The organism is Streptomyces sp. NPDC048504, assembly GCF_043200035.1.
Taxonomy (GTDB): domain Bacteria; phylum Actinomycetota; class Actinomycetes; order Streptomycetales; family Streptomycetaceae; genus Streptomyces.
Genome location: NZ_JBICXA010000001.1, coordinates 739,244 through 763,517, shown reverse-complemented (window position 1 = coordinate 763,517; position 24,274 = coordinate 739,244). Strand labels below are relative to the sequence as shown.

Annotated in this window: 23 protein-coding genes; 18 read left to right on the top strand and 5 right to left on the bottom strand. The window is 68.8% G+C overall.

What is annotated here, in order from left to right:
• Positions 1 to 23: 23 nt before the first annotated feature.
• The 5 genes from ACGFY9_RS03590 to ACGFY9_RS03570 all read right to left on the bottom strand — a co-directional run bounded on the left by ACGFY9_RS03590 (position 24) and on the right by ACGFY9_RS03570 (position 5,509).
• A complete protein-coding gene (locus ACGFY9_RS03590) occupies positions 24 to 1,259 on the bottom strand; it encodes a restriction endonuclease subunit S (RefSeq protein ID WP_393751513.1) in 1,236 nt (411 codons plus the stop codon).
• The gene (locus ACGFY9_RS03585; RefSeq protein ID WP_393751511.1) at positions 1,252 to 3,768 is read right to left on the bottom strand and encodes an N-6 DNA methylase; all 2,517 of its coding nucleotides are present in this window, start codon (positions 3,766 to 3,768) and stop codon (positions 1,252 to 1,254) included. Before ACGFY9_RS03585 ends, ACGFY9_RS03590 begins: the two co-directional genes overlap by 8 nt.
• A 457-nt stretch (positions 3,769 to 4,225) precedes the next feature.
• On the bottom strand, positions 4,226 to 4,381 hold the full coding sequence (locus ACGFY9_RS03580; RefSeq protein WP_393751509.1) for a hypothetical protein: 156 nt from the start codon (positions 4,379 to 4,381) through the stop codon (positions 4,226 to 4,228).
• Between the two features lie 25 nt (positions 4,382 to 4,406).
• Positions 4,407 to 4,625, bottom strand: coding sequence for a hypothetical protein (locus tag ACGFY9_RS03575; protein ID WP_393751507.1), 219 nt, complete (start codon positions 4,623 to 4,625; stop codon positions 4,407 to 4,409).
• Between the two features lie 137 nt (positions 4,626 to 4,762).
• On the bottom strand, positions 4,763 to 5,509 hold the full coding sequence (locus tag ACGFY9_RS03570; protein WP_393751506.1) for a DNA-methyltransferase: 747 nt from the start codon (positions 5,507 to 5,509) through the stop codon (positions 4,763 to 4,765).
• A 578-nt stretch (positions 5,510 to 6,087) separates the two neighbouring features.
• On the opposite strand from ACGFY9_RS03570, the gene ACGFY9_RS03565 reads away from it, so the two are divergent.
• From ACGFY9_RS03565 to ACGFY9_RS03480, 18 genes are all read left to right on the top strand, one after another.
• The gene (locus ACGFY9_RS03565; RefSeq protein ID WP_393751504.1) at positions 6,088 to 7,221 is read left to right on the top strand and encodes a C40 family peptidase; all 1,134 of its coding nucleotides are present in this window, start codon (positions 6,088 to 6,090) and stop codon (positions 7,219 to 7,221) included.
• Between the two features lie 88 nt (positions 7,222 to 7,309).
• Positions 7,310 to 7,618: a DUF6112 family protein gene (locus tag ACGFY9_RS03560; protein WP_384848499.1), complete on the top strand. Its 309-nt coding sequence runs from the start codon at positions 7,310 to 7,312 to the stop codon at positions 7,616 to 7,618.
• Positions 7,618 to 8,307, top strand: a complete 690-nt coding sequence (locus ACGFY9_RS03555) for a hypothetical protein (RefSeq protein WP_393751502.1) — start codon at positions 7,618 to 7,620, stop codon at positions 8,305 to 8,307. The genes ACGFY9_RS03560 and ACGFY9_RS03555 overlap by 1 nt, the downstream gene beginning before the upstream one ends.
• A 28-nt stretch (positions 8,308 to 8,335) precedes the next feature.
• Positions 8,336 to 9,700, top strand: coding sequence for an ATP-binding protein (locus ACGFY9_RS03550; RefSeq protein WP_393751500.1), 1,365 nt, complete (start codon positions 8,336 to 8,338; stop codon positions 9,698 to 9,700).
• A 239-nt stretch (positions 9,701 to 9,939) separates the two neighbouring features.
• Positions 9,940 to 11,412, top strand: a complete 1,473-nt coding sequence (locus tag ACGFY9_RS03545; RefSeq protein ID WP_393751498.1) for an SCO6880 family protein — start codon at positions 9,940 to 9,942, stop codon at positions 11,410 to 11,412.
• Between the two features lie 35 nt (positions 11,413 to 11,447).
• On the top strand, positions 11,448 to 11,900 hold the full coding sequence (locus ACGFY9_RS03540; protein ID WP_393751496.1) for a DUF6238 family protein: 453 nt from the start codon (positions 11,448 to 11,450) through the stop codon (positions 11,898 to 11,900).
• Between the two features lie 26 nt (positions 11,901 to 11,926).
• Entirely contained in the window at positions 11,927 to 13,432 is a 1,506-nt protein-coding gene (locus tag ACGFY9_RS03535) for an ATP-binding protein (protein ID WP_393751494.1), read from the top strand.
• 33 nt (positions 13,433 to 13,465) lie between these two features.
• Positions 13,466 to 13,936 carry a hypothetical protein gene (locus tag ACGFY9_RS03530; protein ID WP_393751492.1) on the top strand — a complete coding sequence of 157 codons (471 nt, stop codon included), beginning with the start codon at positions 13,466 to 13,468 and terminating at the stop codon, positions 13,934 to 13,936.
• Positions 13,937 to 14,012: 76 nt separating this feature from the next.
• Positions 14,013 to 14,645 carry a hypothetical protein gene (locus ACGFY9_RS03525; RefSeq protein ID WP_393751784.1) on the top strand — a complete coding sequence of 211 codons (633 nt, stop codon included), beginning with the start codon at positions 14,013 to 14,015 and terminating at the stop codon, positions 14,643 to 14,645.
• A 133-nt stretch (positions 14,646 to 14,778) separates the two neighbouring features.
• Positions 14,779 to 15,357 (top strand): hypothetical protein, encoded by a 579-nt coding sequence (locus ACGFY9_RS03520; protein WP_393751490.1) that lies wholly within the window; start codon positions 14,779 to 14,781, stop codon positions 15,355 to 15,357.
• Positions 15,358 to 15,454: 97 nt separating this feature from the next.
• Positions 15,455 to 16,225 carry a hypothetical protein gene (locus ACGFY9_RS03515; protein WP_393751488.1) on the top strand — a complete coding sequence of 257 codons (771 nt, stop codon included), beginning with the start codon at positions 15,455 to 15,457 and terminating at the stop codon, positions 16,223 to 16,225.
• A 144-nt stretch (positions 16,226 to 16,369) separates the two neighbouring features.
• Positions 16,370 to 16,591: a hypothetical protein gene (locus ACGFY9_RS03510; RefSeq protein ID WP_393751782.1), complete on the top strand. Its 222-nt coding sequence runs from the start codon at positions 16,370 to 16,372 to the stop codon at positions 16,589 to 16,591.
• A 194-nt stretch (positions 16,592 to 16,785) separates the two neighbouring features.
• Positions 16,786 to 17,928 carry an AAA family ATPase gene (locus ACGFY9_RS03505; protein WP_393751780.1) on the top strand — a complete coding sequence of 381 codons (1,143 nt, stop codon included), beginning with the start codon at positions 16,786 to 16,788 and terminating at the stop codon, positions 17,926 to 17,928.
• Positions 17,925 to 19,724 carry a hypothetical protein gene (locus tag ACGFY9_RS03500; RefSeq protein ID WP_393751486.1) on the top strand — a complete coding sequence of 600 codons (1,800 nt, stop codon included), beginning with the start codon at positions 17,925 to 17,927 and terminating at the stop codon, positions 19,722 to 19,724. The genes ACGFY9_RS03505 and ACGFY9_RS03500 overlap by 4 nt, the downstream gene beginning before the upstream one ends.
• Before the next feature lie 329 nt (positions 19,725 to 20,053).
• Positions 20,054 to 20,200, top strand: a complete 147-nt coding sequence (locus ACGFY9_RS03495) for a hypothetical protein (protein WP_393751485.1) — start codon at positions 20,054 to 20,056, stop codon at positions 20,198 to 20,200.
• 349 nt (positions 20,201 to 20,549) lie between these two features.
• The gene (locus ACGFY9_RS03490; RefSeq protein ID WP_393751483.1) at positions 20,550 to 21,593 is read left to right on the top strand and encodes a hypothetical protein; all 1,044 of its coding nucleotides are present in this window, start codon (positions 20,550 to 20,552) and stop codon (positions 21,591 to 21,593) included.
• A gap of 53 nt (positions 21,594 to 21,646) precedes the next feature.
• A complete protein-coding gene (locus ACGFY9_RS03485; RefSeq protein WP_393751481.1) occupies positions 21,647 to 22,861 on the top strand; it encodes an MFS transporter in 1,215 nt (404 codons plus the stop codon).
• A 62-nt stretch (positions 22,862 to 22,923) separates the two neighbouring features.
• Complete coding sequence (locus ACGFY9_RS03480) at positions 22,924 to 24,156, top strand: acetyl-CoA carboxylase biotin carboxylase subunit family protein (protein WP_393751479.1); 1,233 nt, start codon at positions 22,924 to 22,926, stop codon at positions 24,154 to 24,156.
• Positions 24,157 to 24,274: the final 118 nt, after the last annotated feature.

Genomic DNA, 24,274 nt, shown 5'->3' with positions numbered 1-24,274 from the left:
TCAGCTAACTGATCATTTCGAGGCTACAGCCCATCACTGACAGGCACCCGTACCCGGCCGGTGATGAGGTCGTCCGCCAGCGCTTCTTTGAGAGATTCGAGGCGGTTTCCAGCTTCTAGTTCCCACAGAAGTCGATCTGAATAGGACGATGCAACTTTCAAGATTCTCTCCTGCTCAGAGAGGCTCGGTACTGGAACCAAAAAATCATGGACATCACTCTTCGTGATGTTCGGATCCTTACGTGTACTCGCTGCGAAACCGCGCCATCGCGAGCGACCTTGCTGTAGTGCCAGCATGAGAAACTCGGGAAGAATTTCTCCCGCAGCTCTTGGCCTCAGTGCGCACACGGCTTGATTCACTGCCGCCGGGACCGCCAGACATGCCGTACGGCCAATTTGCGCCCAGCCTCCGTACATGGCCACCAACACAGTGCGCGGCGGGAATACGCGCAACCTCGTGTGCTCGATCGCGAGATCGGTAACACATTCTGCCGTAGCGGAAATAGATGCCTCGTTCAGATCGAGCGTTTTAACCCATGGCGTACCCGAAGTCGAGAAAAACACGTCCTCTTCGGCGCGTGACGGCGTTCCTCCAGATTCGACTGTGCAGATATCTTCGATGCTCACAACATTCCAGGAAGTCGGAATCTCTCCAACAGAGGTCAGGGACTTTTGCCGTCCCGCGACCACTCCCTCCGCGAAAAGACGATCCATCACCCCGCTTCGAGTCTTCTGTAGCTTTCCCACGATTCGCCGATTCGCAACAATCTGAGTATCGATTGCGTCAAAGATCTCCACGATCCGATGCTGTTCGCGCAGCGAGGGCAACAGCGTCGAAATTTTCGCGAATTCAGAGTACCGAACGTTCCAAGTATCACTCACGAGCCCTTGCGATGCACGGTAGAAGCGAGCAACCATCTCTGGATGCTTCAAGACTCGAGCCAGATATTCCGGATGCACATCAGGCGTAGGGGTGCAAACGGTGTAGGCGGGACTTACGATGCCATCGCGGCTAGCCAGGCCAGAAACACCCTGCCACATTCGCATGGTGTTGTAGACGATATCTCCAGCGTGGACCTGAAGATAGAGACTCTTGTCCACGTTCGAACTGTCGCGACGTCCGCTTTCCTCTTGAAGAATGACACCACGACTAGCGGTCACCGATAGGAGCGGCGCATCTCCCGCCGCACGTGACGATCGGAGCTTGAGTACCTGCCCTAGAGTCACCTGCCTCAGGTCATCCATGGTCTGCTCACGCATAGCCCAGCTCCTTCAGGAATCCCGCCAGATGCTCAGCAGCAGCGTCACGCCGTTGCTCCAGGTTCGCGAGCGTCACCGCGTACTTGCTACCCCAATTCCGGTACACCGCGACCAGCTCCCTACGCCCTGCTGTCACGAAGCGATCCATCCTTGCCCGCAGGTCGTCGTCCAGGAAGGTCAAAACCATCTCTTGAGCCTCCTCCGCTGAGAGGCCCTTCGCCGCTTCCCTCAATTCGTCGACAAAGGCGGCCCGTAGTTCCTTCACTCTTGTCTTGGCGGTCTTCGCACCAGCCCGAAGGTTGCGGAGCTCTGCCGCATCGAGGAACTCCTCCGGGTCCTGTTCCGGCTCGTCACCGTCATCGGCAGCCTTCTTCGGCGTACCGGCCTTGATCTTGCCGTCTAGCTTGGCGACTAGCGCTTCCGCAGCTTCCAGCTGCTCCACATATTCGGGGATCAGCGCCGGCACCAGCCGGTGGCCTCTCGCCTTGCGCTGGTCGGCTCGCAGCCGAGTTAGCGTCTTTACGTCCGCGTCTTCCGGCTCCTCGAAGGCCGACTCAATGTTGGCCACCCAACGATCGACGACTCCCCGAAAACCCTGTCCGGCCAGGCTCTTGAGGTCGTACTGAACCTCGAACCACCAGGCCGCGATCACGCCGGAGAGCTGGAAGCGGTTGAGTACACCGACCGGCAGCAGGTCCCTGGTGAAGGTCGTCAGCAATTCCTTACGCGTCCTCATCAGCTCGCCACTCTTACCCGAGACGAGCTCAGGTTCCTCCCCGAGAGCGACGAGGTGCTTCACATGTGCGCCCCACCATTTGCCGTATGCCTCCCCAACCTTACGCTCGCGTGCCGCAGCCAGCGCCGGGATGATGGCGGCGGTCGCCTCATATCCGACCTTAGGGAAGTCGTAGTAGTCGGAATCCCGGTCCTCGAAGAGCTGCGTAGCATCAATTCCGTACGCCTTGAACAGCCCAACCTTGGCCGCGATCTCCGCCTTTGGTACGCCGCCGTGCAAGTGGGCTCGTACGTCCTGCGGTTCAGGAGGTGGGGTGTTGTCGACGTAGCGGCGAATGTTGAGGTTGTAGTCGTTTTCCTTCAGCTCTCGGAAAGGGACGACCCGCGCGAAGCCTTCGATGTTCTTCCGCTCTCGGAAAGCGGTGACGATCTTCTCGTCGTGCTGTGGGGCGACACTGTTCTGGGCCCGCCCTGCCGCGAACTCGCGGTCGGCGTTGATGAAGAGCACGCCGTCCTGCTTGTCCTCAGGCAAGCCATCCGTGCCGCGCAGCACAAGGATGCAGGCGGGGATGCCGGTGCCGTAGAAGATGTTCGGGCCAACTCCGATCACCGCTTCCAGGCGATGCTTCTCGATCATCTGCTCGCGGATCTTGGCTTCCTCGCCGGCCCGGAAGAGCACACCGTGCGGCATGACGGAGGCCCCGACGCCGTCCGGCTCCAGCACCGTTAGCACGTGCTGGATGAACATCAGGTCTGCCTTCTTGCCCGACTCCGGCGCCCAGCCGTATGCCATGCGCTCGGGGTGCGGCATGCCCTTGCGCTTGTAGTTCTGAGCGAAGGGCGGGTTGGTTAGAACGCGGTCGAAGCGAAGGAGATCGCCCTGTGCGTCCTCATGCTTGGGATCGGCGAGAGTGTCCCCATGCGCGATGCCCTCGCCGGTGATGCCGTGGAGGAGCATGTTCATCCGGGCCATCGCCCAGGCGCTGCCGTTCTCCTCCTGCCCGTACACAGCAAGCGTCGAAGCGTCCTGGCCGTGCTCCTCGACGAACTCCTTAGCGAGGATCAGCATGCCGCCGGAGCCACAGCATGGGTCGTAGACCGATTGACCCTCCTGAGGTTCCACGAGGCGGACCATCATGCGGATCACGGAACGAGGCGTATAGAACTGCCCGCCCTTCTTACCCCCCTCATCGGCGAACTCACCGATGAGGTACTCATAGGCGTGACCGAGCAGGTCCGGGAACTCGAAGTCCTCGTTGCGCAGCTGGTAGCGGCCGAAGTGGTCGATCAGGTCCCGCACCGCAGTGGCACTGAGTGGGGAGTTTCCGACCTTACGGGTGAAGTCGATGTGGTCCAGCACTCCGGCTAGGGCGAGCGAGTTGTGCTCCTCCAACGCACCAAGCGCCTTGTTGAGCAGGTCACCGGGATTCGCCTCGCGAGCATGATCGGCGATGTATGACCACCGGGCACACTCGGGAACGAAGAACTGATTGCTGGGGTAGTACCCCTTTGCCTCGGCGACAGCCTCCGCCCGACTCTGGGAGTCGCCGGCGCGCAGACGCTGCTCGATGATCTGGGCGCGGACGACGTCGAACTGGTCAGAGGCACGCTTCAGGAAGAGCATCCCGAAGATGTACTCCTGGTACTGCGCCGCATCCATCTTGCCCCGCAGGATGTCCGCCGCTGCGAACAGGTGCCGCTCCAACTGGGGCAGGGTCAGCCGTGCCACGCGCGCCTCCTTCTCATCGTTCGAGTCGCGCAGGCCGAAGGCCACTGGCCTGCTGATCCTTGCGCGCTCTGGATTGCCACTACCGTCTTACCGCATCGCACTGACGACACCAGGCCCATCATCGCGCAGCGATACAGTCGAATGTGCCGGCTCGAAGGAGTCCGGGCGATCGTGGCAGAGTCCTCCGAGACCGTTTTTGAACTCGTGAGCGCACTCGTCGCTCTACGTCGGGCACAGATAGGCAACTGCTGAACCTCTCACAAACCACTGGCTCGTGCTGTGGCTTCGTGGAATGGCTCATCACGTCAGGGAGCTCTGCAGTCCGGCTTCGGTATCAGCTGTCCCAGCGATACGTGGCCCGCAGTGCAGCTGGAGGGGCGAAAAACGCCTCACATGGCCCGCCAGGGCGCCCCACCATCGATCCAAAATCCGTCGTCTGGCATGTGCGGCGGGTCTTCACGCGCCGCGGCACGAACGCGGTTTGTCAGCGGCTACGTCGGCACTAAAGGGACACGAGCGTGACGTACGCGTGCTCGTTCAGAGTGACGTCTTCAAGGGTCGCGATCTGGCGCTCGAGCGCCTTGATGTTCTCCGCGGAGTTGACTGAGGCGACCCTCTGGACATCGACGGCTAGAGCTGTCCCGTAACTGCTGGTCACAGTGAGCCGGTAACGCCGGTCGACGTCAGCCGAAGAGGAGGTCGACGTCCTTTTCGATGCAGAGTTGCAGAACGACCGCCAACTGGTGGGCGTCGTCGAGACGCCGCTGGAGGAGTGCGTTGACGCTTCCGTCTTGAAGCTGGCCGGTGATCTCCGGCCAGCGGGGCGGCATCGCGGCGCGCTGAGTCGGCGTGAGGTCGGGGCTGTCATCGCAGCAAGTCTTCTGCCTGCAGCGCGTCCTCATCAGCCCATCTCTCTGACCAAGTCCTCACGCCGCACGAGAAGAAGGCACGCGATGTGCGGCCGGAGCATCAGTGGGTCTGACGCTCCGGCCACCCATCGGTGTGCGCTCTGCCAGGCCCGCTCTTCTGGGGCTCATGCTCACGCCTCCGGTCCGGCCAGGACGAAGTCGTCCTGAGTCAGCTCTGCCCGAAGCCTTCGTTCGGCAACGTCGGCGTAGTGCGCGGACAGCTCAACCCCGACGAACTGCCGGCCCTCGCGCAGGGCCGCGACGCCCGTGGAGCCGCTGCCGGTGAACGGGTCGAGGATAGTGCCTCCTTCGGGGCAGATCTGCACGAGCTGCTGCATGACCTCGACCGGCTTCTGCGTGATGTGCACCCGGTCCTTGCGCGGCTGCGAGGCAATGAAGTGGCCCGGCAGGTACAGGTCCCGGTCCTTGGCCAGGCTTCCCTTGACGCCCCAGGTGATGAACTCGGACGACTGCTTGAACCCGCCCTTGCGAGGCCGGCTGGCGGGCTTGATCCACGGGATGGTGCCGCTCCAGGTCCAGCCGGCCATCTGCAGAGCGTCGGACGTGGTCGGCTCCTGGCGCCAGTCCGAGAAGACGACGGCGACCGCGTGCTCGGTGGAGGCTCGGTACGCCTCAGTGAGCAGGGCGGTCAGCCAACTCCGGTAGCTCCGCTGGTCACGGTTTTCTCCGGGGAAGTTCTGGAGATCGTGCGCGCTGTTGCTGGTGACGTACTTGGCGCGCGCCGTACGGCCGGTGCGGTCCGAACTCGTGCGCCCGCCGGAGTTGTACGGCGGGTCGGTGATCACGGCGTTGACGCTCTCGTCCGGCAGGGTCTTCAGCACGGTGAGGGCATCGCCTCGGTGCAGCGTGTAGCTCATGTGCGGGGCCTCTTTCAGGGCGCGGCGGGACTGGATCCGCTCCGGACGTCACTCAAGAGCGGTCGCGTCGAGCGGGGTTGGGCCGGACGTTAACCGCGAAATCCGGCCGTGCCTAACGAGCCGTGTCGTTAGTCAAGGCCGACGCCGAGGGCCGTTTGGTGCGGCCGGATTCCCGGTCTACTGTCTCGCCATGCCACCGGGGCAGAGCAGCGCTCCACCCCTGCTGACCTGTGCCTATCTATGTTGCCTCGTCCAAATGCGCAGCCCGGAAGGCACGTGCGCGCCCCGTCCGAACACCCGTGAGGAGATCCGGTGTACCGCCTGAGATTACGAGCGCGGCTGGCTGCCGCGCATGACCCAAAACCGGTGTCCAGGAGCTACCAACTCCTCTGAACCGGGCCTGCCTTGAGAGGCGGATTCACATCGGCGCGGTGCCGACGGCTTTGCACGAGAAGTCGGCACCGCGCCTCCTACGAACCACGAGGAGCCGCTGCGATGCAGCATGCCTTGACGCCCCCGCGCCCCGACCCAACACCGCCGTCCTGCGGGCGCCGCCGTACCGGTCAACGGCAGCGGCGATGAAAAAGACCACCGGAGCCGTCGTCGGTCTCTTCGCATCCGGCCCAATCCTGCTGGCCGTGCCCATCCTCGCCATCGGTGCCGGGACGGCTTCAGCCTCCTGCTCAACCGACGGTGCACAGTCTGTGGATACCGAAGCCGTCGCCTCGCAGGTGAAGGCCATCCTGGACGGCGGCGAGAAAAGCCCGGTCTCCGTGCCGGGCCTGGATGACCCGGCCGACCAGGTGCCCAACGCCAAGACGATCCAGGCCACCGGGGTCGCGATGAACATCCCAGCGCGAGGGCAGGTCGTGGCTCTGGCGACCGCCTTGCAGGAGAGCGGCCTGCGGAACCTGACCTACGGCGACCGCGACAGCTTGGGCTTGTTCCAACAGCGTCCCTCGCAGGGGTGGGGCACGGCGAATGAGATTCTCGACCCGGTCCACTCCTCGACCAAGTTCTACGAGGGGCTGCGGAAGGTCTCGGGCTGGGAGTCCCTGTCCATCACCCAGGCTGCTCAGGCCGTACAAAGGTCCGGGTTCCCGGAGGCATACGCCAAGTGGGAGCCCCTGGCCACCGCCTTGCAGAAGGCCATCGCGCCCCTGCTGCCGAAGTCCGGCGACGCGTCGGCGTCCAGCTCGGCCGACACCGGCATCAATTCGCCTACTACCGCAGGCAGTTGCACGGCCGACGGGGACGGAACCGACTTCGGAACCATCCCCGCCGGCGCGGTGCCAACCGGATACAAGATCCCCGCCGACGCCCCGGCCAAGGTCCGGACGGCGATCCGCTGGGCACTGGGCCAGCTCGACACCCCGTATCAGTGGGGCGGGAGCTGCACCAACTCCCACGGGTCCGATCCCATGGGCCGCTGCGACTGCTCCTCCTTGATGCAGCAGTCGTACAAGGCCGCCGGGCTCACCCTGACGCGGACGACGTACACGCAGGTCAAGGAGGGCACGGCGGTATCCGTCGACGCCCTTGAGCCGGGCGACCTGGTTTTCACCGAGGGAACGGCCCAAGTCCCTGAGCACGTCGGCATGTTCATCGGCCAGGGCTTGATCATCAACGCCCCGCACACCGGTGACGTGGTCCGTATCGCGACCCTCGCGTCCTGGAAACCGCAGATTGTCGCGGCCCGCCGAGTCGTCTGACCGGCGCTCCTCCCTCCCCCCCTCTTCTCGCACCGCCCGCTCCGCCCTCTCGGGCTTCAGCGTGCAATAAATCGAACTGGAGTTCGTAATGTTTCTCGCCGACAAGGTCATCCAGCTCGCTTACGATCCCGGGATCAAGCCGAACGAGGGCGGGCTGCCGGGCCTCGCGGTCCTCAAGCAGGTAATAGGGTCCGTCAACCTCTTCGGCATCATCGCCGTCGTGGGCGCGCTCGCCGTCAGCGCGGGAGTGTGGGCGTGGGGCCACCACTCCGGTGGTCACCAGGCCGAGGCCAACGGCAAGAAGGGTGTGCTGGTCAGCGCTGGTGCGGCCCTTCTGCTGGGTGCCGCGAACGGCGTGGTCGCGTTCTTCAGCACGCTGGGGACGCAGGTCCACTGATGCCTGCCCACTCCTCGAACCCCGGCAGCGGATCCCGCGTGGGTCGCCGGGCGCTGCTCGGCACCGCCGTTCTGGTGGTGCTCGTCGCCCTCGCCGGCCTGGCCGCCTACCTGACTCGCGATAGCAGGGGCTCCTCGGAAGCCGATGCTTCACCCGCGAGTTCCCCCTCGCCCTCCTCGTCGGCCAGCCCTCCGTCCGGGTCGCCCTCACCGAGGTCACGCCCTCGGTCCCTCCCGGCTCCACCGGACACCCACGATCCGATCGCGTTCGGGAAGGCAGCCGCCGACGCCCTGTGGTCCTACGACACGCGCGCGTACTCCCGGGCAGAGCTGCGGACCGCCCTGCACCGGTGGCTGACCACCGAGTCCAAGTACGCCGATGCCGCCTCGGTCGACACGGTCGTCCCCTCGGCCGTGCTGTGGAAGGAAATGGCCGCCAACGGCCAGTTCGCCACCGCCACCGTGAACGAGGGGCACTTCCCGGACTCGTTCACCCAGGCCCTCCAGGCGGATCCCGGAACGATCACGCAGGCGTACATCTACGCCGTGACCGTCTCCGGCAAGCAGTCGATCGCCTGGAACGGCTCGCCCGCCGGCGGTGCCGAGAGCCGTGTCACCACGCTCGCAATCCAGTGCCGTCCCTCCCGCTCCTGCGCCCTGGCCGGCGTCATGCCGTCCGTCGCGCCCTGACCCCTCTTTCCGGAAAGGAGGTAGCGCCATGAGCGTCTGCGACTACCCGCTGATGGACAAGGTGTGCGGTGCTGTCGACTTCGCCACCAACCCCGCCGGGACCGTCACCGACGGCATCGGAGCATGGATCGCGAAGTCGGCAGGCCAACTCGCCGCAAGCGCTGCGGATCTCGCCGCGAAGGCCGTCAACGAGACCACCGCCATCGATCTCAACGCCGGCTGGTTCCGGGACAACTACGAACTCCTGCTGCCCATCGGACTCGCGCTGACCGTCGGCACGTTCTGCATCCAGTTGATGTCCGCGGCCTGGCGACGGGACGAACGCGCCCTCGCCCAAGCCGCGATCGGCACGATGACCGGCGTCCTGTTCTCCTTCTGCGCCATCGCCTTCACGACTGTCGCCATCACCGTGGTCGACGCCCTGTCCGACGGCCTGTTCCAAGCGGCCAACAGCTCAGTCGACGATGCGATCCGCCGCGTGGTAAAGGTCAGCGAACTGGGGGCGATGTACGGCCTCGGCTGGGGAGTCCCAGCCCTGGTCGCCCTGGGATGCGCGATCGGCTCGTTCATGTACTGGGGCGTCATGGTCGCTCGCAAGGTCGGCGTTCTGGTCCTGGTCGCGCTCGCCGTGTTCGCCGGAGCCGGTGGAGGCTGGGAGGTCGCCAAGCGGTGGCGGCGCGGCTGGATCGAGGCCACCGCCACCCTGGTGGTCTCGAAACTCCTGATGACCGTCGTCTTCCTCATCGGGGTGTCGGCGATGGGCAAGTCCGATGCCAGCGACGGCATGGCCGCGCTGTCCGACGCGATGGCGGGCATCGTCGTGATGGTGCTGGTCCTGCTGTGCCCGTACGCCACCTACAAGTTCGTCCACTGGGCCAGCGACGGCGGCGGCCACGACGACCTCCACCGCACCGGCGTCGCCGGCATGGCGGTCGCCGCAGGTGCTGCCAAGACCGCGGGCAGCCTGGCGATGCAGACCGGTACCGGTACACCGGCGCCGCAGGGGCCGAGCCAGGTCCCCGGCGCGGGCAGCGACGGTGTCGCCTCCGGTATCAGCCCTTCCGGCGGCACTCTCAGCAAGGAGGGCATCGACTCCGGACCGCCCAAGCCGCAGACCCGTTTCCGGTACGGCGAGGACCCGAACGCCTCCGGCGACAAGGGCCGGGCCCTGATCCAGCGCCCCGGCATCCCACCGCTCATCACCCGGCCCGGCGAGGGCGAATCGGGAGGCGCCGAAGGAGAAGCGGGCGGCCAGTTCGTTGCCGCTCCGGCTGGGGGCAACAGCATGGCCCGCGCTGGTGCCGCACCGCCGTCCTCCACGGGACCTTCGGCGACCGGTTCCCCGACGCCGACGAACTGGGTGTATCCCAGCCAGCCGCCTTCGGGTTCCTGACCCATCACATCCGGGGGCGGGGGGGGGCCCCCCCCCCCCCCCCCCCCCCCCCCCCCCCCCCCCAACGCCCCCCCCCCCCCCCCCCCCCCCCCCACCCCCCCCCCCCCCCCCGGGGGGGGGCGCCCCCCCCCCCCCCCCCCCCCCCCGCACCACCGACCACCGGAAACGGAGCCTCGCCATGACCTCCAGAAGAGCGCCGCGCGCCCCGCCCCCGCCCGCTCCAACCGTCTGGAACCACCATGTCCAACAAGCAGCAGGCCGAAGCCACCACAGCCAGCGTCAAGTTTCCGCACCGCTCGCGGCGCGGCATTCTGCTCGGCCTGACCGCCTCACAGCTGATCGTCGTCAGCCTCACCGGCCTGTTCCTCCTCGCCGTGATCCTCACCCGCGGCGTGGTCGGTGCCCTCGAACTCATCCCCCTGTGGGCCGCCATCGCCCTCCTCGTCTTCGTCCGCCACCGGGGCCGCGCCCTCGCCGACTGGGCTCCGATCGCCACCCGGTACACCCTGCGCCGAATGCGGGGCCAGTTGGTCTGGCTCACCCGGCCTTCCCGCCGCCCGGTCCGCGAAGGGCTCCTCCATCTGCCCGGCACAGCGGCGAGCCTGCGTGTGGTCACCGCGCCCGACCGCCGATACGGCGCGGTCCACAACCCCCACACCGGCACGCTGACCGCCGTCGTCAAGGTCTCCTCCCGCGCCTACGCGCTGCTCGACCCGGGCACCCAGAACGCCAACGTCAATGGATGGGGACGCGCGCTGGCCGCACTTGCCCGCACGGGCCAGGTCGCCCGGATCCAGGTGATCGAGCGCACCGTCCCGGACTCCGGCGACGCCCTGCGCCGCTACTGGGAGGAGCACGGCCAGCCGCATGCTCCCCTGGCGGGTGCGATCTACAGCGAGCTGATCCAGAGCGCGGGCCCGGCGGCAGCACCCCACGAGGCGTATGTCGCGGTGTCCCTGGACGCGAAGGCCGCACGGCGTCTGATCAACCAGGCAGGCGGCGGCCTGACCGGGTCCTTCAGCGTTCTGGCGCAGTTGACCTCGACCTTCGACCAGGCCGCGCGCACCGCTGGGCTCAACCCCACCGGCTGGCTCACCGCCCGCGAGATCGCGGCCGTCGTACGCACGGCGTACGACCCCAAGTCCCTTGCGACACTGGACCGTTGGTCCACGGCAGGGCATCCCGAGGCTGAGCCCGCTGCTGCTGGTCCGGTCGTGGTCGTCGAGAAAGCCGACCACATCGCGACCGACTCGGCCTTCCACGCCACGTACTGGGTGGAGAACTGGCCCCGCACCGAGACCTCGGCCGGTTTCCTGCACCAGCTCCTGTTCACCGCCGGTGTCCGGCGCACCCTCTCGCTCGCCTACGAGCCGAAGGGACTGGACGCCGCCCTGCGCGACGTCCAGCGCAAAAAGGCCAGCGTGATCGCGGATGCCGCCGAGCGCGCCCGGCGCGGCCAGGTCGACTCCGAGGCCGACTCGATCGAGTACCAGGACATCAAGTCCCGTGAGCGCCAGCTCATCGCGGGCCACGCGGATGTCGCCCTGACCGGCCTGCTGACCGTCTCGGCCGACTCCGAGGAGGAACTGCGTTCCGCCTGCGCGGTCGTGGAGACCGCGGCCGTCGGCGCCCAGCTCGACCTGCGGCCACTCACCTGGCAGCAGGCAGAAGCGTTCACCGCCGCCGCCATGCCGCTCGCCCTCTCCGCCTGACGGTGGCCTTCCCTCCCTTCCGAAAGAGCACCCCCATGTCCCGCACCGCTGCTCCGACCTCGCAGGACTTCGTGCCCTTCGCCACCGCCGCGCTCGACTTCCACCGCGCGCTCAACATCCCGGGCGGCCCCCTCGTCACCACGCGTGCCGAGCTAGACGCCCTGCACGCCCACCTCGTCTCGCTGCACGGTCTCCTCGACGCCCATACCGGCCGCACCGGACGACTCGTCCCGGCCGAGGGAGACCACCTCCACGCCGCCCGTACGCGTATCTGGCAGGCCGCCGTCCACCTCCACGCCGCCTACCACGCGGCACCGCGCCCGGACTCCGGGGAGGTGCCCGACCGCGAGGCGTGCCAGGCCCAACTTCCGGAAGGTGCACCGGAGTTGACCATCTGCCAGCGCCATCAGCGCACCGCGCACCTGGTGCGCCGCCGTACCACCCCGGCCGACCTGCACGCGCCGTTCACCGGCCTCGTCCGCCGCTGATCCGCCTTCCGTCTGGAGAAACGTTCATGCCCCGTATCCGCGCCAGCGCCTCTCCCCTGTTCGTCCCCCGCAAGGCAACACGTTCCGAGCAGCGTGCCGCCCGCGCCGGTTTCGCCGAGGCCCGCCACAAGGCCCGCCGCGCCGGCGCACCGCCGAAGCACCGCGCCGAGGAGCGCCTCGATCCGGAACTGCGTCCGGCGTATCCGCCGTCCGGACGACCCGGTTCCTCCTCGGCTCGGGGCGGCAAGCTCAGCCTGCCCGCCCACCGGATGACCACCGCCACCGTGTCCGGGGCCTACCCGTTCCTCGCCGAGGGCGGCCTGGGCGCGGAGGGCATCTTCATCGGCCGGGACGTCCACGCCGAAGCGGCGTTCTGCTACGACCCGTTCTCCCTGTACAGCAGCGGCCGGATCGAGGGCTTCACCAACCCGAACGCCGTCCTGGCCGGGATCATCGGCATGGGCAAGAGTGCGCTGGCCAAGTCGATCGCCACCCGGGCCATCGCGCACGGATACCGGGTCTACGTCCCCTGCGATCCCAAGGGAGAGTGGACCGCCGTCGCACACGCCCTCGGCGGCTACAGCATCGCGCTCGGCCCGGGACTTCCGGGTCGGCTGAACCCCCTGGACGCTCCGGCCCGGCCCGCTTCGGTGAGCGAGGGAGACTGGTCAACCGAGGTCCGCAAACGCCGCCTCCTGCTCCTGGCCGGCCTGGCGCGCACCGTGTTGAAGCGCGATCTCCTGCCGATGGAGCACACCGCCCTGGATCTCGCGCTCGACCTGGTCGTCGCCGAGGCCAACGCCAGCGGCACGGTGCCGCTGCTCGGCGAGATTGCTCAGGTCCTGGGCTCGCCCGAGCGTCTCGACCGGGCCCTCGGCGACCAGGCCGGACGTATGGGACCCGCCGCGCAGGATCTCGCGCACGCCCTTCGCCGACTGGTGCACGGCGATCTGAGCGGCATGTTCGACGCCCCCTCGACCGTGGCCTTCGACCCGACCACCCCGATGCTGTCCATCGACCTGTCCCGACTCGGCGGCTCCGGCGACGACACCGCATTGGTGCTGGCGATGACCTGCGCGAGTGCGTGGATGGAGTCCGCGCTCGCCGATCCGGACGGCGGCAGGCGCTGGGTGATCTACGACGAGGCGTGGCGGGTGATGCGGCACGTCGGGCTGCTGGAGCGCATGCAGTCGCAGTGGAAGCTGTCGCGTGGCCTCGGCATCGCGAACTTGATGGTCATTCACCGCCTCAGCGACCTGCTCAGCGCCGGCGACGCCGGCTCACGAGGGCGGGTGCTGGCCGAGGGTCTGCTGGCCGACTGCTCGACCCGCATCATCTACCGCCAGGAACCTGACCAACTCGCCGCTGCTGCTTCGCTGTTGGGCCTGACCGGCGTCGAGACCCAGGCGGTCGCCGCCCTGACCAAGGGCCGGGGCCTGTGGAAGGTCGCGGGCCGCTCCTTCATCACCCAGCACATTCTGCACCCCGCTGAGCGCGAGCTGTTCGACACCGACGCCCGGATGTCGTCATAGCTCAACTAGCCATTAAATAAACGGAGTTGAGAGATGTCGTCAACCGTACCGCGACGGGACGACCGAGTCCACGGGGAAGGTACTGGCTCGGGCCCGAGTCCGTGCAGCACGGTACCGGACGACGGCTGGGCCGACCGCCTTGCCGCCGCCCGCCCCGAGGAGTTCGCCTCGGTGTTCCACAAGGCCCTCACGGACGACTTCGGCGCGGTGGCCCGGCTGCACCAGATGCTCGAAATTGCCTCGGAGTGGTGTCGCACGCACGGAGTCCGCGGCAGCGCCTCCGAGTTGGACGCCCTCACCGGCCGCCTGACCGATCTCGGCGAGGAGCTGCACCTCGTCGGGGAGGGCCTGGAGCACGAGATCCACTCCCGCTCCCGTCGACCGGCAGCGGCGACTCGCGTCTCCCCGGCCGTGGCAGTCAGCGGCCCACCCGTCGGTCGGCAAACTCCGGCCTCTGCCTCCGCGACGCCCTCCGCCGTCCGCTCACTGCCGCGCTCGCGGTGAGACGAAGGCGCAAGAAGAAGGATCTACCGTGCCCGAAATATCCGCGCCTCACGAAGACCAGTCGGCCTCCGATCACCTGGCGTGGCGGCAGCACATCCCGGCCCTGGCCGCTGCCGCCGCCGGCATCCGCCAGGCGTCCGACGCCTGGGACGCGGTCTCGGATTCCCTCTGCGACCGCGACGGCTGGCCCATCGATGGCAGCTATGACGACGGCAAGGTGAAACGTGACGCCGAAGCGTGGAAACACGTCGAGGTCTTCCTCGCCCACGGCCCCGAGGTCCTGGCCGGTGTCCGCACCGCCGCCAGCGGTGCCGACTACGTCGAGGGACCGGTCAGCGAAGACCTCCGGCAGCTGCGCGGGATCGACACCAGCCTGGTGCGAGCAGGCCAGATCCGGCACGAGTGGGATCAGGTCCTGGCGCTCATGGAAGGCTCGCAACCCGGTTCGCGAGAACTGTACGTGAGCCGGGTGGAGGAGATCCGCAACGCCGAAGGCTGGCACTACGCCGACGAGTTGTCCTACCAGGGTCCGGCGCTCGCGCGGGCTGGCGACTACTTGGCCCACCGGGCGGAGACAGATCCCGCTCCGCAGACCGAACGCGCCCAGGTGGCCCTCGCGCGGTCCGCATCAGGCAACCGCGGCACTCCCGCTACTTCGCCTCCTGCACCGCCCGCGTCGAATCCGCCATCCCCGCGTCGCTCTCGCTGACGCACCTAACACAGAGTTCCGGCGCCGCCAAACCGCCCCATCTCCGGATCCTCGTGGAACGCCAATACCTCCACCGCCCTCGGCCTTCGGCTCGCGCCGTCGACCGCTGGGGCGCCCGGCCAAGGAGAGGTCCATGCAATCCGACCAGCCTCTGGTCTCCCTCGATACCGAGGGCACTCGCGTCACCGCGCACGTCAGCGATCCTCCTCCGCGTTTCGCAGCGGCATCCGTGGAACAGAAGCACGGATACGGACACGTCACCGCTCCCCTTCGGGAGCGCGGCCTGGAGTGCACCGTCGAGTACGGCCTCAGCGACTACATCGTCCGCGTCGGGCTGCCCGACGGTAGTTCGCTGATCATCTCGCCGCCCCAGGAGCCGTCCACGGAGCGTGCCCCCGGGCATCCGGAGAGCTGGTTGGTGACCCGTGGGCATCCCGACGACGCCGCAGTCCACGAAGTGATCTACGACTCGGAACCGGACGGCCCCCGGGCGCAGCACGGCGGCAGTGTTCCAAGTCTGCTCGCCGCGATCGACTCGCGCCTTGATCAGCTCAGCGTGACTCCCAGGGCGGGCACTGCTACACCACGGGCGAGTGCTGCTCGTGTGCTCTCGCCGACAACCCAGCGCACGAAGCCGGCACCACAGCCAGCCGCGTCGGCCATGCGCCCGGCGCTGCCGCCCGTTCGCCCCTCGTCCTCACCCGGTCGCTGACCGCTTCCCGCCCCGGAGTCCGCCATGGCCCACCCCACCAGAACCATCCCGACCCTCGACCACCCCGGCCCCCGAGCTTCCACCGGATGGATCTGCCATGCCCACCCACTACGACTCGCTGCCCGACATCGCAATCGGCCGCCACCCCGACTACGGCATCGTCGCCGCGAATCCGAAACAACTCGCCGCCAGCACATGGATGTTGAAGGGCTTCGATTTCCACCCCGTCCCGGGCCAGCCGACGCTGTACGCGCTGGCCGACCAGCAGCGTGACGGACAGGGCCGCGCCACCCGGGCCGTCGCACTGCTCCGCAAAGCCCGTTACGAGGTCGACGTGGACGCCGCGTTCGACCCTTCACTGGCCTCCGGTGCGCCTCCGGCCCGTGAGCGCCCTCCGCGCATAGATCCCGACGTCGCCTTCGCCGAGCATCCGCGGCTCGGCATCGTCGCGGCCACCAGCGACCACTCCTCTGCGCTCGGCGGCCGACTCATCCTGGAGGAACACGGCTGGCGGCTGAACCCGGACCTGGACATCTACACGCTGCCCATCGCCTCCAACCGCAGCGAAGCACTGGAAACGGTCGCCAGCACCACGGTGTCGATGCAACGATCCGACCTCCAGGTCGCGGTACAGCCCCGTCTCGCCCAGGACGTAGCGGCCCACCGCCCTCCGGCACCCGCGCCAGCCGCACGTCACGAGCGCGGTCAGGGTTTGGCCACCCACAAGTTCCCCGTCAGCGCCGCCGCGCTCGCCGCCAGCCCGGCCCGCGCCGGCCTCCCGGGCAAGAGTCCGGTTCCCGCTCCCGCCGCGTCCGCTGCGGCGGCCCGGCCAGTCGACCCGCGCATCGCGTTCTCCCGCAACCACTGACCCAACTTCCGTAAGGAGCAGTTCCCATGGCCGTTGTTGGTACACCCGGCTCCGGGCCCGCCTCGCCTTCGCCCAACACCCCACCGCTTTCCCGCCACCACCGATAGGAGATCCGCCTTGCCCGAAGCACCAGCAGAGCCGTTCATGACGATCCGGCACGCCATCACCGGCGAGATCACCACCACCGGCTACAACGCCGCCGCCCGGCGGATCCTGCTCCAGGCCGGCTTCGAAGAGACGCCAGGCTGCGCCTGCCGGGCGACGGAACCCGGTACGGAGCGGACGCACGGGCCTGCCCGGCAGCCGGCGAGCTGCTCGTCGCCGGCCATCCCCTGCCCCTGGACCGAGCCCTCGGTCGGCCGGTGAGCGCCGACGGTACGCCCCGGTTGGCCCGGTCGCCGATGTCGGCACAGTCCGTGATCCGCTCCGGGAGCGGCCGGCCTCTGCCGCGCATCGCCAACCCCGCCCGCACCCGCACCTGTTGAAGGGGCCTCGTTTTGACCACACCCGGAACGCCTACCAGTCCAGCGCGCACCAAGGGCGGCGAACTACGGGCCAAGGTGGCCCGACTGCTGGCCGACCGGCCGGCGGACACGCTCACCATCGGGGACATGGCCAGGCAACTGGGCCACTCCCACGGCGCCGTCCGCAACGCCGCCCTCACCCTGGTGCGACGCGGCGAGGCCGGCCAAGGCGGAAGGGGACAACCGGAGTTCCGCGCGAACGCGAAAACCGCCGCAGCCGCGCAGACCGCTGTGATCAGCCCACCGGGCACCCACTCTCCCCGCGCCCAGGCGGCCACGGCCCGCACGACCATTCCCGCGGCAGCCACGCCCAGGCAGACCGGCCCGATCCGCCGCGCGGGGGGCCAGGTCTACCACCCCCGGGAGCTGGCCGATCTGCCCGACGTCGAGGCGTTGAATCGCTTGCGCGACGCCGACGTGCCGGTGCTGCTCTACGGCCCTCCGGGCACCGGCAAGACGAGTCTGGTCGAGGCGGCGTTCCCGGACCTGCTCACCGTCGCCGGTGACGGCGACACCACGGTCGGCGACTTGATCGGCGAGTACACACAGGACGACGCGGGAGCCTACGTCTTCCAGTACGGTCCGCTGGTCACCGCGATGACCGAGGGCCGCGCCCTGCTGATCGACGATGCCACCTTGATCTCACCGAAGGTCCTGGCGGCGCTGTATCCCGCGATGGACGGGCGCAGGCAGATCCAGGTCAAGGCCCACAAGGGCGAGACCATCAAGGCCGAGCCGGGCTTCTACGTGGTGGCGGGCCACAATCCCGGCGTCCACGGCGCGGTTTTGACGGAGGCGCTCGCGAGCCGGTTCAGCGTGCAAATCCAGATCGGCACGGACTACGACCTCGCCCTGGCCTTGAGGATCGATGCCCGGGTGGTCCGGGTCGCCCGGCACCTCGCCCACCAAGTCGAACTCGGCGAACTGGGATGGGCCCCCCAACTGCGAGAGCTGCTCAGCTACCAGAAGACCGAGGCCGTCCTCGGCACCAAAGCCGCGCTCGCGAACCTCGTCGGCATCGCTCCTCTGGAGGATCGCGACGCCGTCGCCGCCGCCGTCATCAAGGCTTCCGGCGTCAAGAAGATCGCGCCCCTCACCCTCGGCAAGCAGCTCCCCGCCCCGGCCGTCCGCCAGCCCCCGGGCAGCACCGGCTCCGCACACCGGGGCCGCTCGCGATGAGCGCCCACCACCACGTCCAGTCCCCCGCCACCACCCGGAACGACGACGCCGACCTCGCGCGATGGGACGACGACGGCGCCCCGCCCGCGCAACCCCGTTCCTCCCCGCACTTGTGGCTGCGCGTGGGAGCCGAACTCGGCGACCGGCTGGTCGCCCTCTCCGGCCGCCAGGACCTCCTCGTCACCTGCCGCCCCGGCACGCGCAGCGGCGCACCGGCCGCGTTCTTCCCCACTCTGGGCGAGGTCGAGTTCGACGCCGGCCTGTTCGCCCCGCTTAAGCCCCACGAGATCCATCCGCGGATCGTGGGCGACGAGGAGCGGTATCCCGCCGCCTGGGGAGTGTTCGTCCACGAGGCCGCGCACGCGGCCCACTCCGTCTGGACGAAGCCTGCCGGAGCGAACCCCCGTGTCGTCGAGGCCGCGCTCCTGCTGGAGGAGAGCCGCGTCGAAGGCGCACACCTGAACCGGCGGCCCACGGACCGCACGTACCTGCGCACCAGTGCCCGAACCCTGGTCATGCCCGACACAGCGCACCCCACCCTCCAGGGCATCGAGCACGCCGCCGCCGTGGCGGCCCTGGTCCTGGGCCGCCGTGACGTCGGCATCCTGGACGCCGGCGAGACCCGGGCCGTCGCCGATCTGTGCGAAAAGGTGCTGGGCGCAAACCTGCTGGCCACCCTCACCCGCATCTGGACCGCAGCCCACCAGTGCGCCGACCACGACGCCACGACCATGCTCGCGCACGCGAAAGAATGGTGCGACGCTCTGGACACCGCGGCCCCCGCCCTGCCCGTGCCTAAGAACCTCACCGATCTGCTGTCCGGCGCCGTGGGGGTCGTCATGGACAGCACGGCAGCCACCGACGCCGCCGACCTCGCGGCACAGGCCGCAGCGACCAACGCCATGGCCGCGCAGTCCACGGCGCAGGCCCAGGACCGCGCCCAGCGGGCCGGCCAGCGACGCAAAGCCGCCGCCACCGCCAAGTCGGTCTTCAACCCGCGTGGCACCACCGTCACCCCCGACGGCACACCGGCCTCCTACGGCAACCCGGTCACCGGCACCCGCAGGCCCACCGCCGCCGAGCAGAGTGCCGCCGCGCGCCTGAGCCGCGCCCTGCGTGCCGCCGCCTACCGCGAGCGGACCGAGGAGCGGACCACCAGCCCCACCCCGCCCGGCCGCCTCAACATGCGCGCGGCCCTCGCCCGCGACGCTCAGCGCGCGGCCGGGTCGGTCCCCACCGCACAACCGTTCACCCACACCCGCCGCCGGAACTCCCCCACCCCACCGCTGCGTGTGGGTATCGCCGTCGACGTCTCCGGCTCCATGCGCGCCGCCTGCGCGCCCGTCGCGTCCGCCGCCTGGATCGTGGCACGCGCAGCAGCCCTGACCGACCCCGACTCCCTCACCGCCACCATCGCCTACGACAAGCACCTGACCGCACTGACCCGACCCACCCACCGAGCACCAGAACGCGTCACGACGTTCGCCGCCAACGGCGGCCACCACAACCTCGCCGACGCCATCGACGCACTCGACCACGGCCTCGAACTCAGCCGCCCCGGCGCCGGCCGCCTCCTCGTGATCGTCACCGACGCCCATTACGCCAGCGACGAAACCGCTCAAGCCGTCACCCGCGTCAAACAGCTCACGACCGCCGGCTGCGCCGTACTCCAGCTCACCCTCACCACGGGGTCCCATCACCTGCCGGGAACCACCCTGCTGCACCTGCCCCAGCCCTCCAGCGCTCCCGCCGCCATCGCCACGGCGGCCACAGACGCCATCCGCAGGACACGCTGAGCCTGACGACCTCACAGAGCTGCTCCGGGCAACCACCGAGGCCGACCGGCCGACCGAGAACCCTCACTTCTGACCGCCCGGTGCCCCGCCTCTGCGGGGCACCGGCTCCTCTTTCAAGGACCTTGATACCCCATGCCCGAGTACCCCCTGCGCTGCGGAAACCGCGGACCGGGCACACCGCGTCCCGGCGGCTCACCTGGCACTGCGCCATCCGCAACACCACCGACGTGGAAATCGACGACGGCGGCTGATTCGAGCTGACGCGCGAGGTTCTGGACGCCACAGAGATAGAGCCGGACGCCGACCCGGCGGCCTGCCGGTGGGTGGCCATGCGCAACCAGGCCAGCGGGCTCGACATCGTGGCGACCGTCATCCGTCAGGACGGCCGCTGGGCCCGGTTGCACAACGACGCCTACTTCGCCCGTGCCGCGTGCGCGAACTTCACCTACGACCACGGCCTCGACACCCCGGGGTGAGCAGCGGCGTCTACCAGGGATCTCCGGCCGCGCGAAATCGCGGATTCTGCGGATCCTCTCCCTGACAGCCCGACGACCGGGCTCCTGTTTGTCACTCCCCATCGAGGTAGCCGCCGTGATCGCCCACCTGCAGCGCGCCAGCAACACCGCCGGCCTGCTCTCATACCTGTACGGGCCAGGCGAACGCGGAAACCACACCAGTCCTCGCCTGATCGCAGGTGACGCCCACGGAGCCCCGATCGAACTACTCGCGGAGCCGGACTCACTGCCCTACTTGGCCCACGCCCTCGATGCACCCGTCGAGCGCCTCCGAGGACGTGCGCCCGAACGGCCGACGTGGATCTGCTCCGTGCGCTCCGACCCTCGTCGGCCGGATCTCACAGACTCGCAGTGGGCCACCGTCGCCCGCCGTCTGGTGACCGTTACCGGGATCGCCCCGGACGGCGATCCGGACGCATGCCGATGGATCGCCGTCCGCAACCAGCCACGGCAAGTGCACATCGTGGCGACCCTCGCCCGCGAGGACGGCAGCCTCCACAACTCCTACCGCGACGCCTTCCGCCTGCAAGCGGAGTGCTACCGCCTGGCCACCGAACTGGCTCATCAGCCCACCGCTCCACACCCGGTACCCCCCTCCCAGGAGACTCACGTGCCTGCCCCCTCCATCACCATCACCGCCGAACCCAGCGGCAGCGTCTCGGCGAAGGGAGCCAGCGACGACCTCTCCGCCACACTCCTCAGGCACGCCGGTTTCCAGCAGATCGAGGACTGGTACGGCCGACGCCACCGCCTTCCCACCACCACCCCGGCCGCAGACCGCGCCGCCATCGCCACCCACGCAGCCGAGATGCTCCGTGCCGCGCGCTACGACGTCGATCTCACCCCTTCCCTCGACACAGCCCTGGGTACCGGCCCGACAAACTTGCTCGGGCCCTACATCGCCGGAGGCGAACTCCTGCGGGTCACCGACCAGATCAGGGCCGCAGAAGACGGCGCCGCCCTTCGGCGGGCGGTCGATCACCTCCTCCACTCCGAGCACGGTGCGCTGGAGCGCGTCCGGGAAGCGCTGGAGGCGGCGGGGGAACAGATCACCGACCTCCACGACGAGGCATACCAGCTCGCTGACCGGTTCGAGTTCGCCGCGGAGTTCGTCAGCTCGGCGCAGTCGCAACTCATCGGCTGGGAGGGCGAGTTGCGCCACTCCAACAACCTGCCGCGCTCGCAAGTCGGCACCCAGACGCATTCCCCGGAACTCCCCGAATCCCGAAGCGCCGCCATTGCTACATCGCCCGCAGTGGCGAAGGCCAAGGCCTCCTCGTCGCCCGGTACCGGGGCAGCGGGCCCCAGCCCGGTCGTACGCCCGTCGCAGGCTCCCGGCCCCCGAACGCGGTGACCCAAGTGATCCCTTCGCACACTCCGGATGCCGGTCTGCCACGCATCTACGTCATGCGCACCACCGATGCGCTGGCCAGCACGACGGTCACCTACGCGATCCCGCTGCTGGTCCTGGTCACCACCGGCTCAACTGCCCTGACGGGCCTGGCGTTTCTGCTGGAGTGGTCGCCGCGACTGGCTGCCTTCACCTTCGCCGGTTCGCTGGTCGACTGGTGGGGTGCCGGCCGCGTCTTCCGGATGTCCAACCTGGTCCGTGCCGTCTCGGTCGCCGTGACCGGTGCGATGCTGCTGGCCCTGCCGAGCACGGGCTCGACGACCACCGGCGTTGTCCTGGCCTTCGGCGCTGCCTCGGGGCTGCTCACGGAGGTCTCCTTCGTCGCGATGGAGACCCTGGGTGCCGAGGCCGGCCGCAGGTCGGGCCATGCGGCACACCGCGTTCAGGCCGTACAGACCGGAATCGACCAAGGCGCGATGCTCGCCGGTCCGCTGCTCGGCGGCCTGCTCCTCCTCGTCGGCCCGACCGTACTGATGGCCACGGTCGCCGTGCTGGCCCTTACCGCTGCCGCGATCACGTCCGTCGACGCAGGCGTCACGGGTCACCGCCCGGCTCCCAGCAGTCTCCTGACGGGATGGACGACGGTGCGCCGTACCCCGGCGCTCGCCTGGCTGGTCGGTGGCCTGGCCGCCTCCAACCTGGCCACCGGCGTCCTCCAGGCCGCCGCCCCGATCATGGTCATCCATCGCTTCCGTCACTCCGCCCTCGCCATGAGTACGGTCTGGAGCGCGGCAGCCGTCGCCTCCTTGATCGCCGTGTGGGCCAGCCGCCGTACGATCGACCGCTTCGGCGTCTGGGCGGTCGGCGCGGTGACGGCCGCCGTCTCGACGATGGCGTGCGTGGCGACCGCCCTGGCTCCGGACTTCACCGCGTACACCGTGATGGTGACGGTGGTCATGGCCAGCGAAGGAGCGATCACCGTCGTGCTGCGCACGCTGCGTACCCGGCTCATCCCGGTACGGGCGTTCGGCTCCACTCTGGCGGTGACGATCATCCTGGTGGTCATACCGCTCCCGCTGGCCGGAGGGTTGATCGCGGCCGTTCCCGCCGCTGACATTCCGCACCTGCTGCTGGCGTGCGCGGCTCTGCAGGGCCTGGCGCTGAGCGCATGTTTCGCCGGTCTCCGACGGCACCGGACCGCGTACGAGCCACTCCAGCAACCGGTTCTCACACACCGCGAGAAGGCTCCCCGCGCAGACGCCTCGCGATGAGCCGTTGAACCGCCGCCTCCCTCCTCTTCTCATTCCCACCACCGCATCACGGAGGCTTTCCCATGTCCCGATCCACCCGGCCGCTGCTCATCGTCGTCGGCGGAACCGAGCCCGTGTTTCGCGGCTATTGCGTCGAGCAGGCCGCAGCCGCGTACCCGATCGCGGTGATCGACACCAAGCCCCCGTCCTGGCAGCAGCACTTGGTGGTCGACCACGAGGTCGCCGACACCCACGACCCGGCGGCCGTGGTCGCTGCCGGCCTGGCTCTGGCCGCGCGCCACCCCATCGCCGGAGTCGTCACCTGGGACGAGTACACGCTCGTACCGAGCGCCGAACTCACCGCCCGCCTCGGCCTGCCCGGCAACAGCACGGTGGCGATGAACGCCTGCCGGGACAAGGCGACAAGCCGCCGCCTGTTCGCCGAGCACGGTGTGCCCTCGGCCGCGTCCACGCGTGTCGACACCTTGGCCGAGGCGACCACCGCCGCGGTCCGCACCGGCTTCCCGGTCGTCCTCAAGCCCTCCTCGCACGCGGGCAGCATCGGCGTCATCCGCGTCGATACCCCTGAACTCCTGCCCTCCGCCTGGGAGTTCGCCGCCGCCGGAGCCGGTGAGCAAGGCCCGGAAGGCAGCGGTGTGCTGGTCGAGGAGTATCTGTCCGGCCCGGAGATATCGGTGGAGTGCGTCACCCAGCACGGTGTCACCACCGCCCTGGCCGTGACCCGCAAGGAGGTCGCCTTCCCTCCCTACTTCGAGGAGGTCGGCCACACCCTGAGTGCCGGCGACCCGCTCCTGCCCGAGGTCGCCCCCATCGCCGTTCAGGCAGTGCGGGCGCTCGGCGTCACGGCTGGCGTCCAGCATGTTGAGATGCGCCTGACCGCGTCCGGGCCGCGGATCATCGAGGTCAACTCCCGGATCGGCGGCGATCTGATCGGTCAGCTCGTCCGCCTCGCCACCGGTCTCGACCTGCCTCGGATCGCGTCCGATGTCGCCTGCGGACAGGTTCCCGACCTGACACCCACGGCGCACGGCACCGCTGCGATAAAGCTCGTCTATCCTCCGGCCTCCGGCACCCTCTCCGCGCGCGCCCTGGCGATCCACCCTGGTCCGGAGTTCCCGTGGCTGCACCAGGTGACGTGGCTCCGAGACGTCGGAGAGCGGGTCGTACTGCCGCCGGCGGGCAACCTCGACACCAGCCGGGTCGGCTTCTTTGTCGTCACCGCCGACAGTCCCGAAGCGGCCCAGGACTCTCTCTCGCGCCTCACTGACGCTCTGGCTCTGTCGGTGGCCCCGTGAACCGTCCACCGCCACAAGACCGGCATGGGGATCGGCGTCCGTCCTTCCAGGTAGGGAGCACGTCGGCCTCGTGCCCCCCACCCGGCCCAGAGGTCCAGCACATGGTCGAGGAGCAACC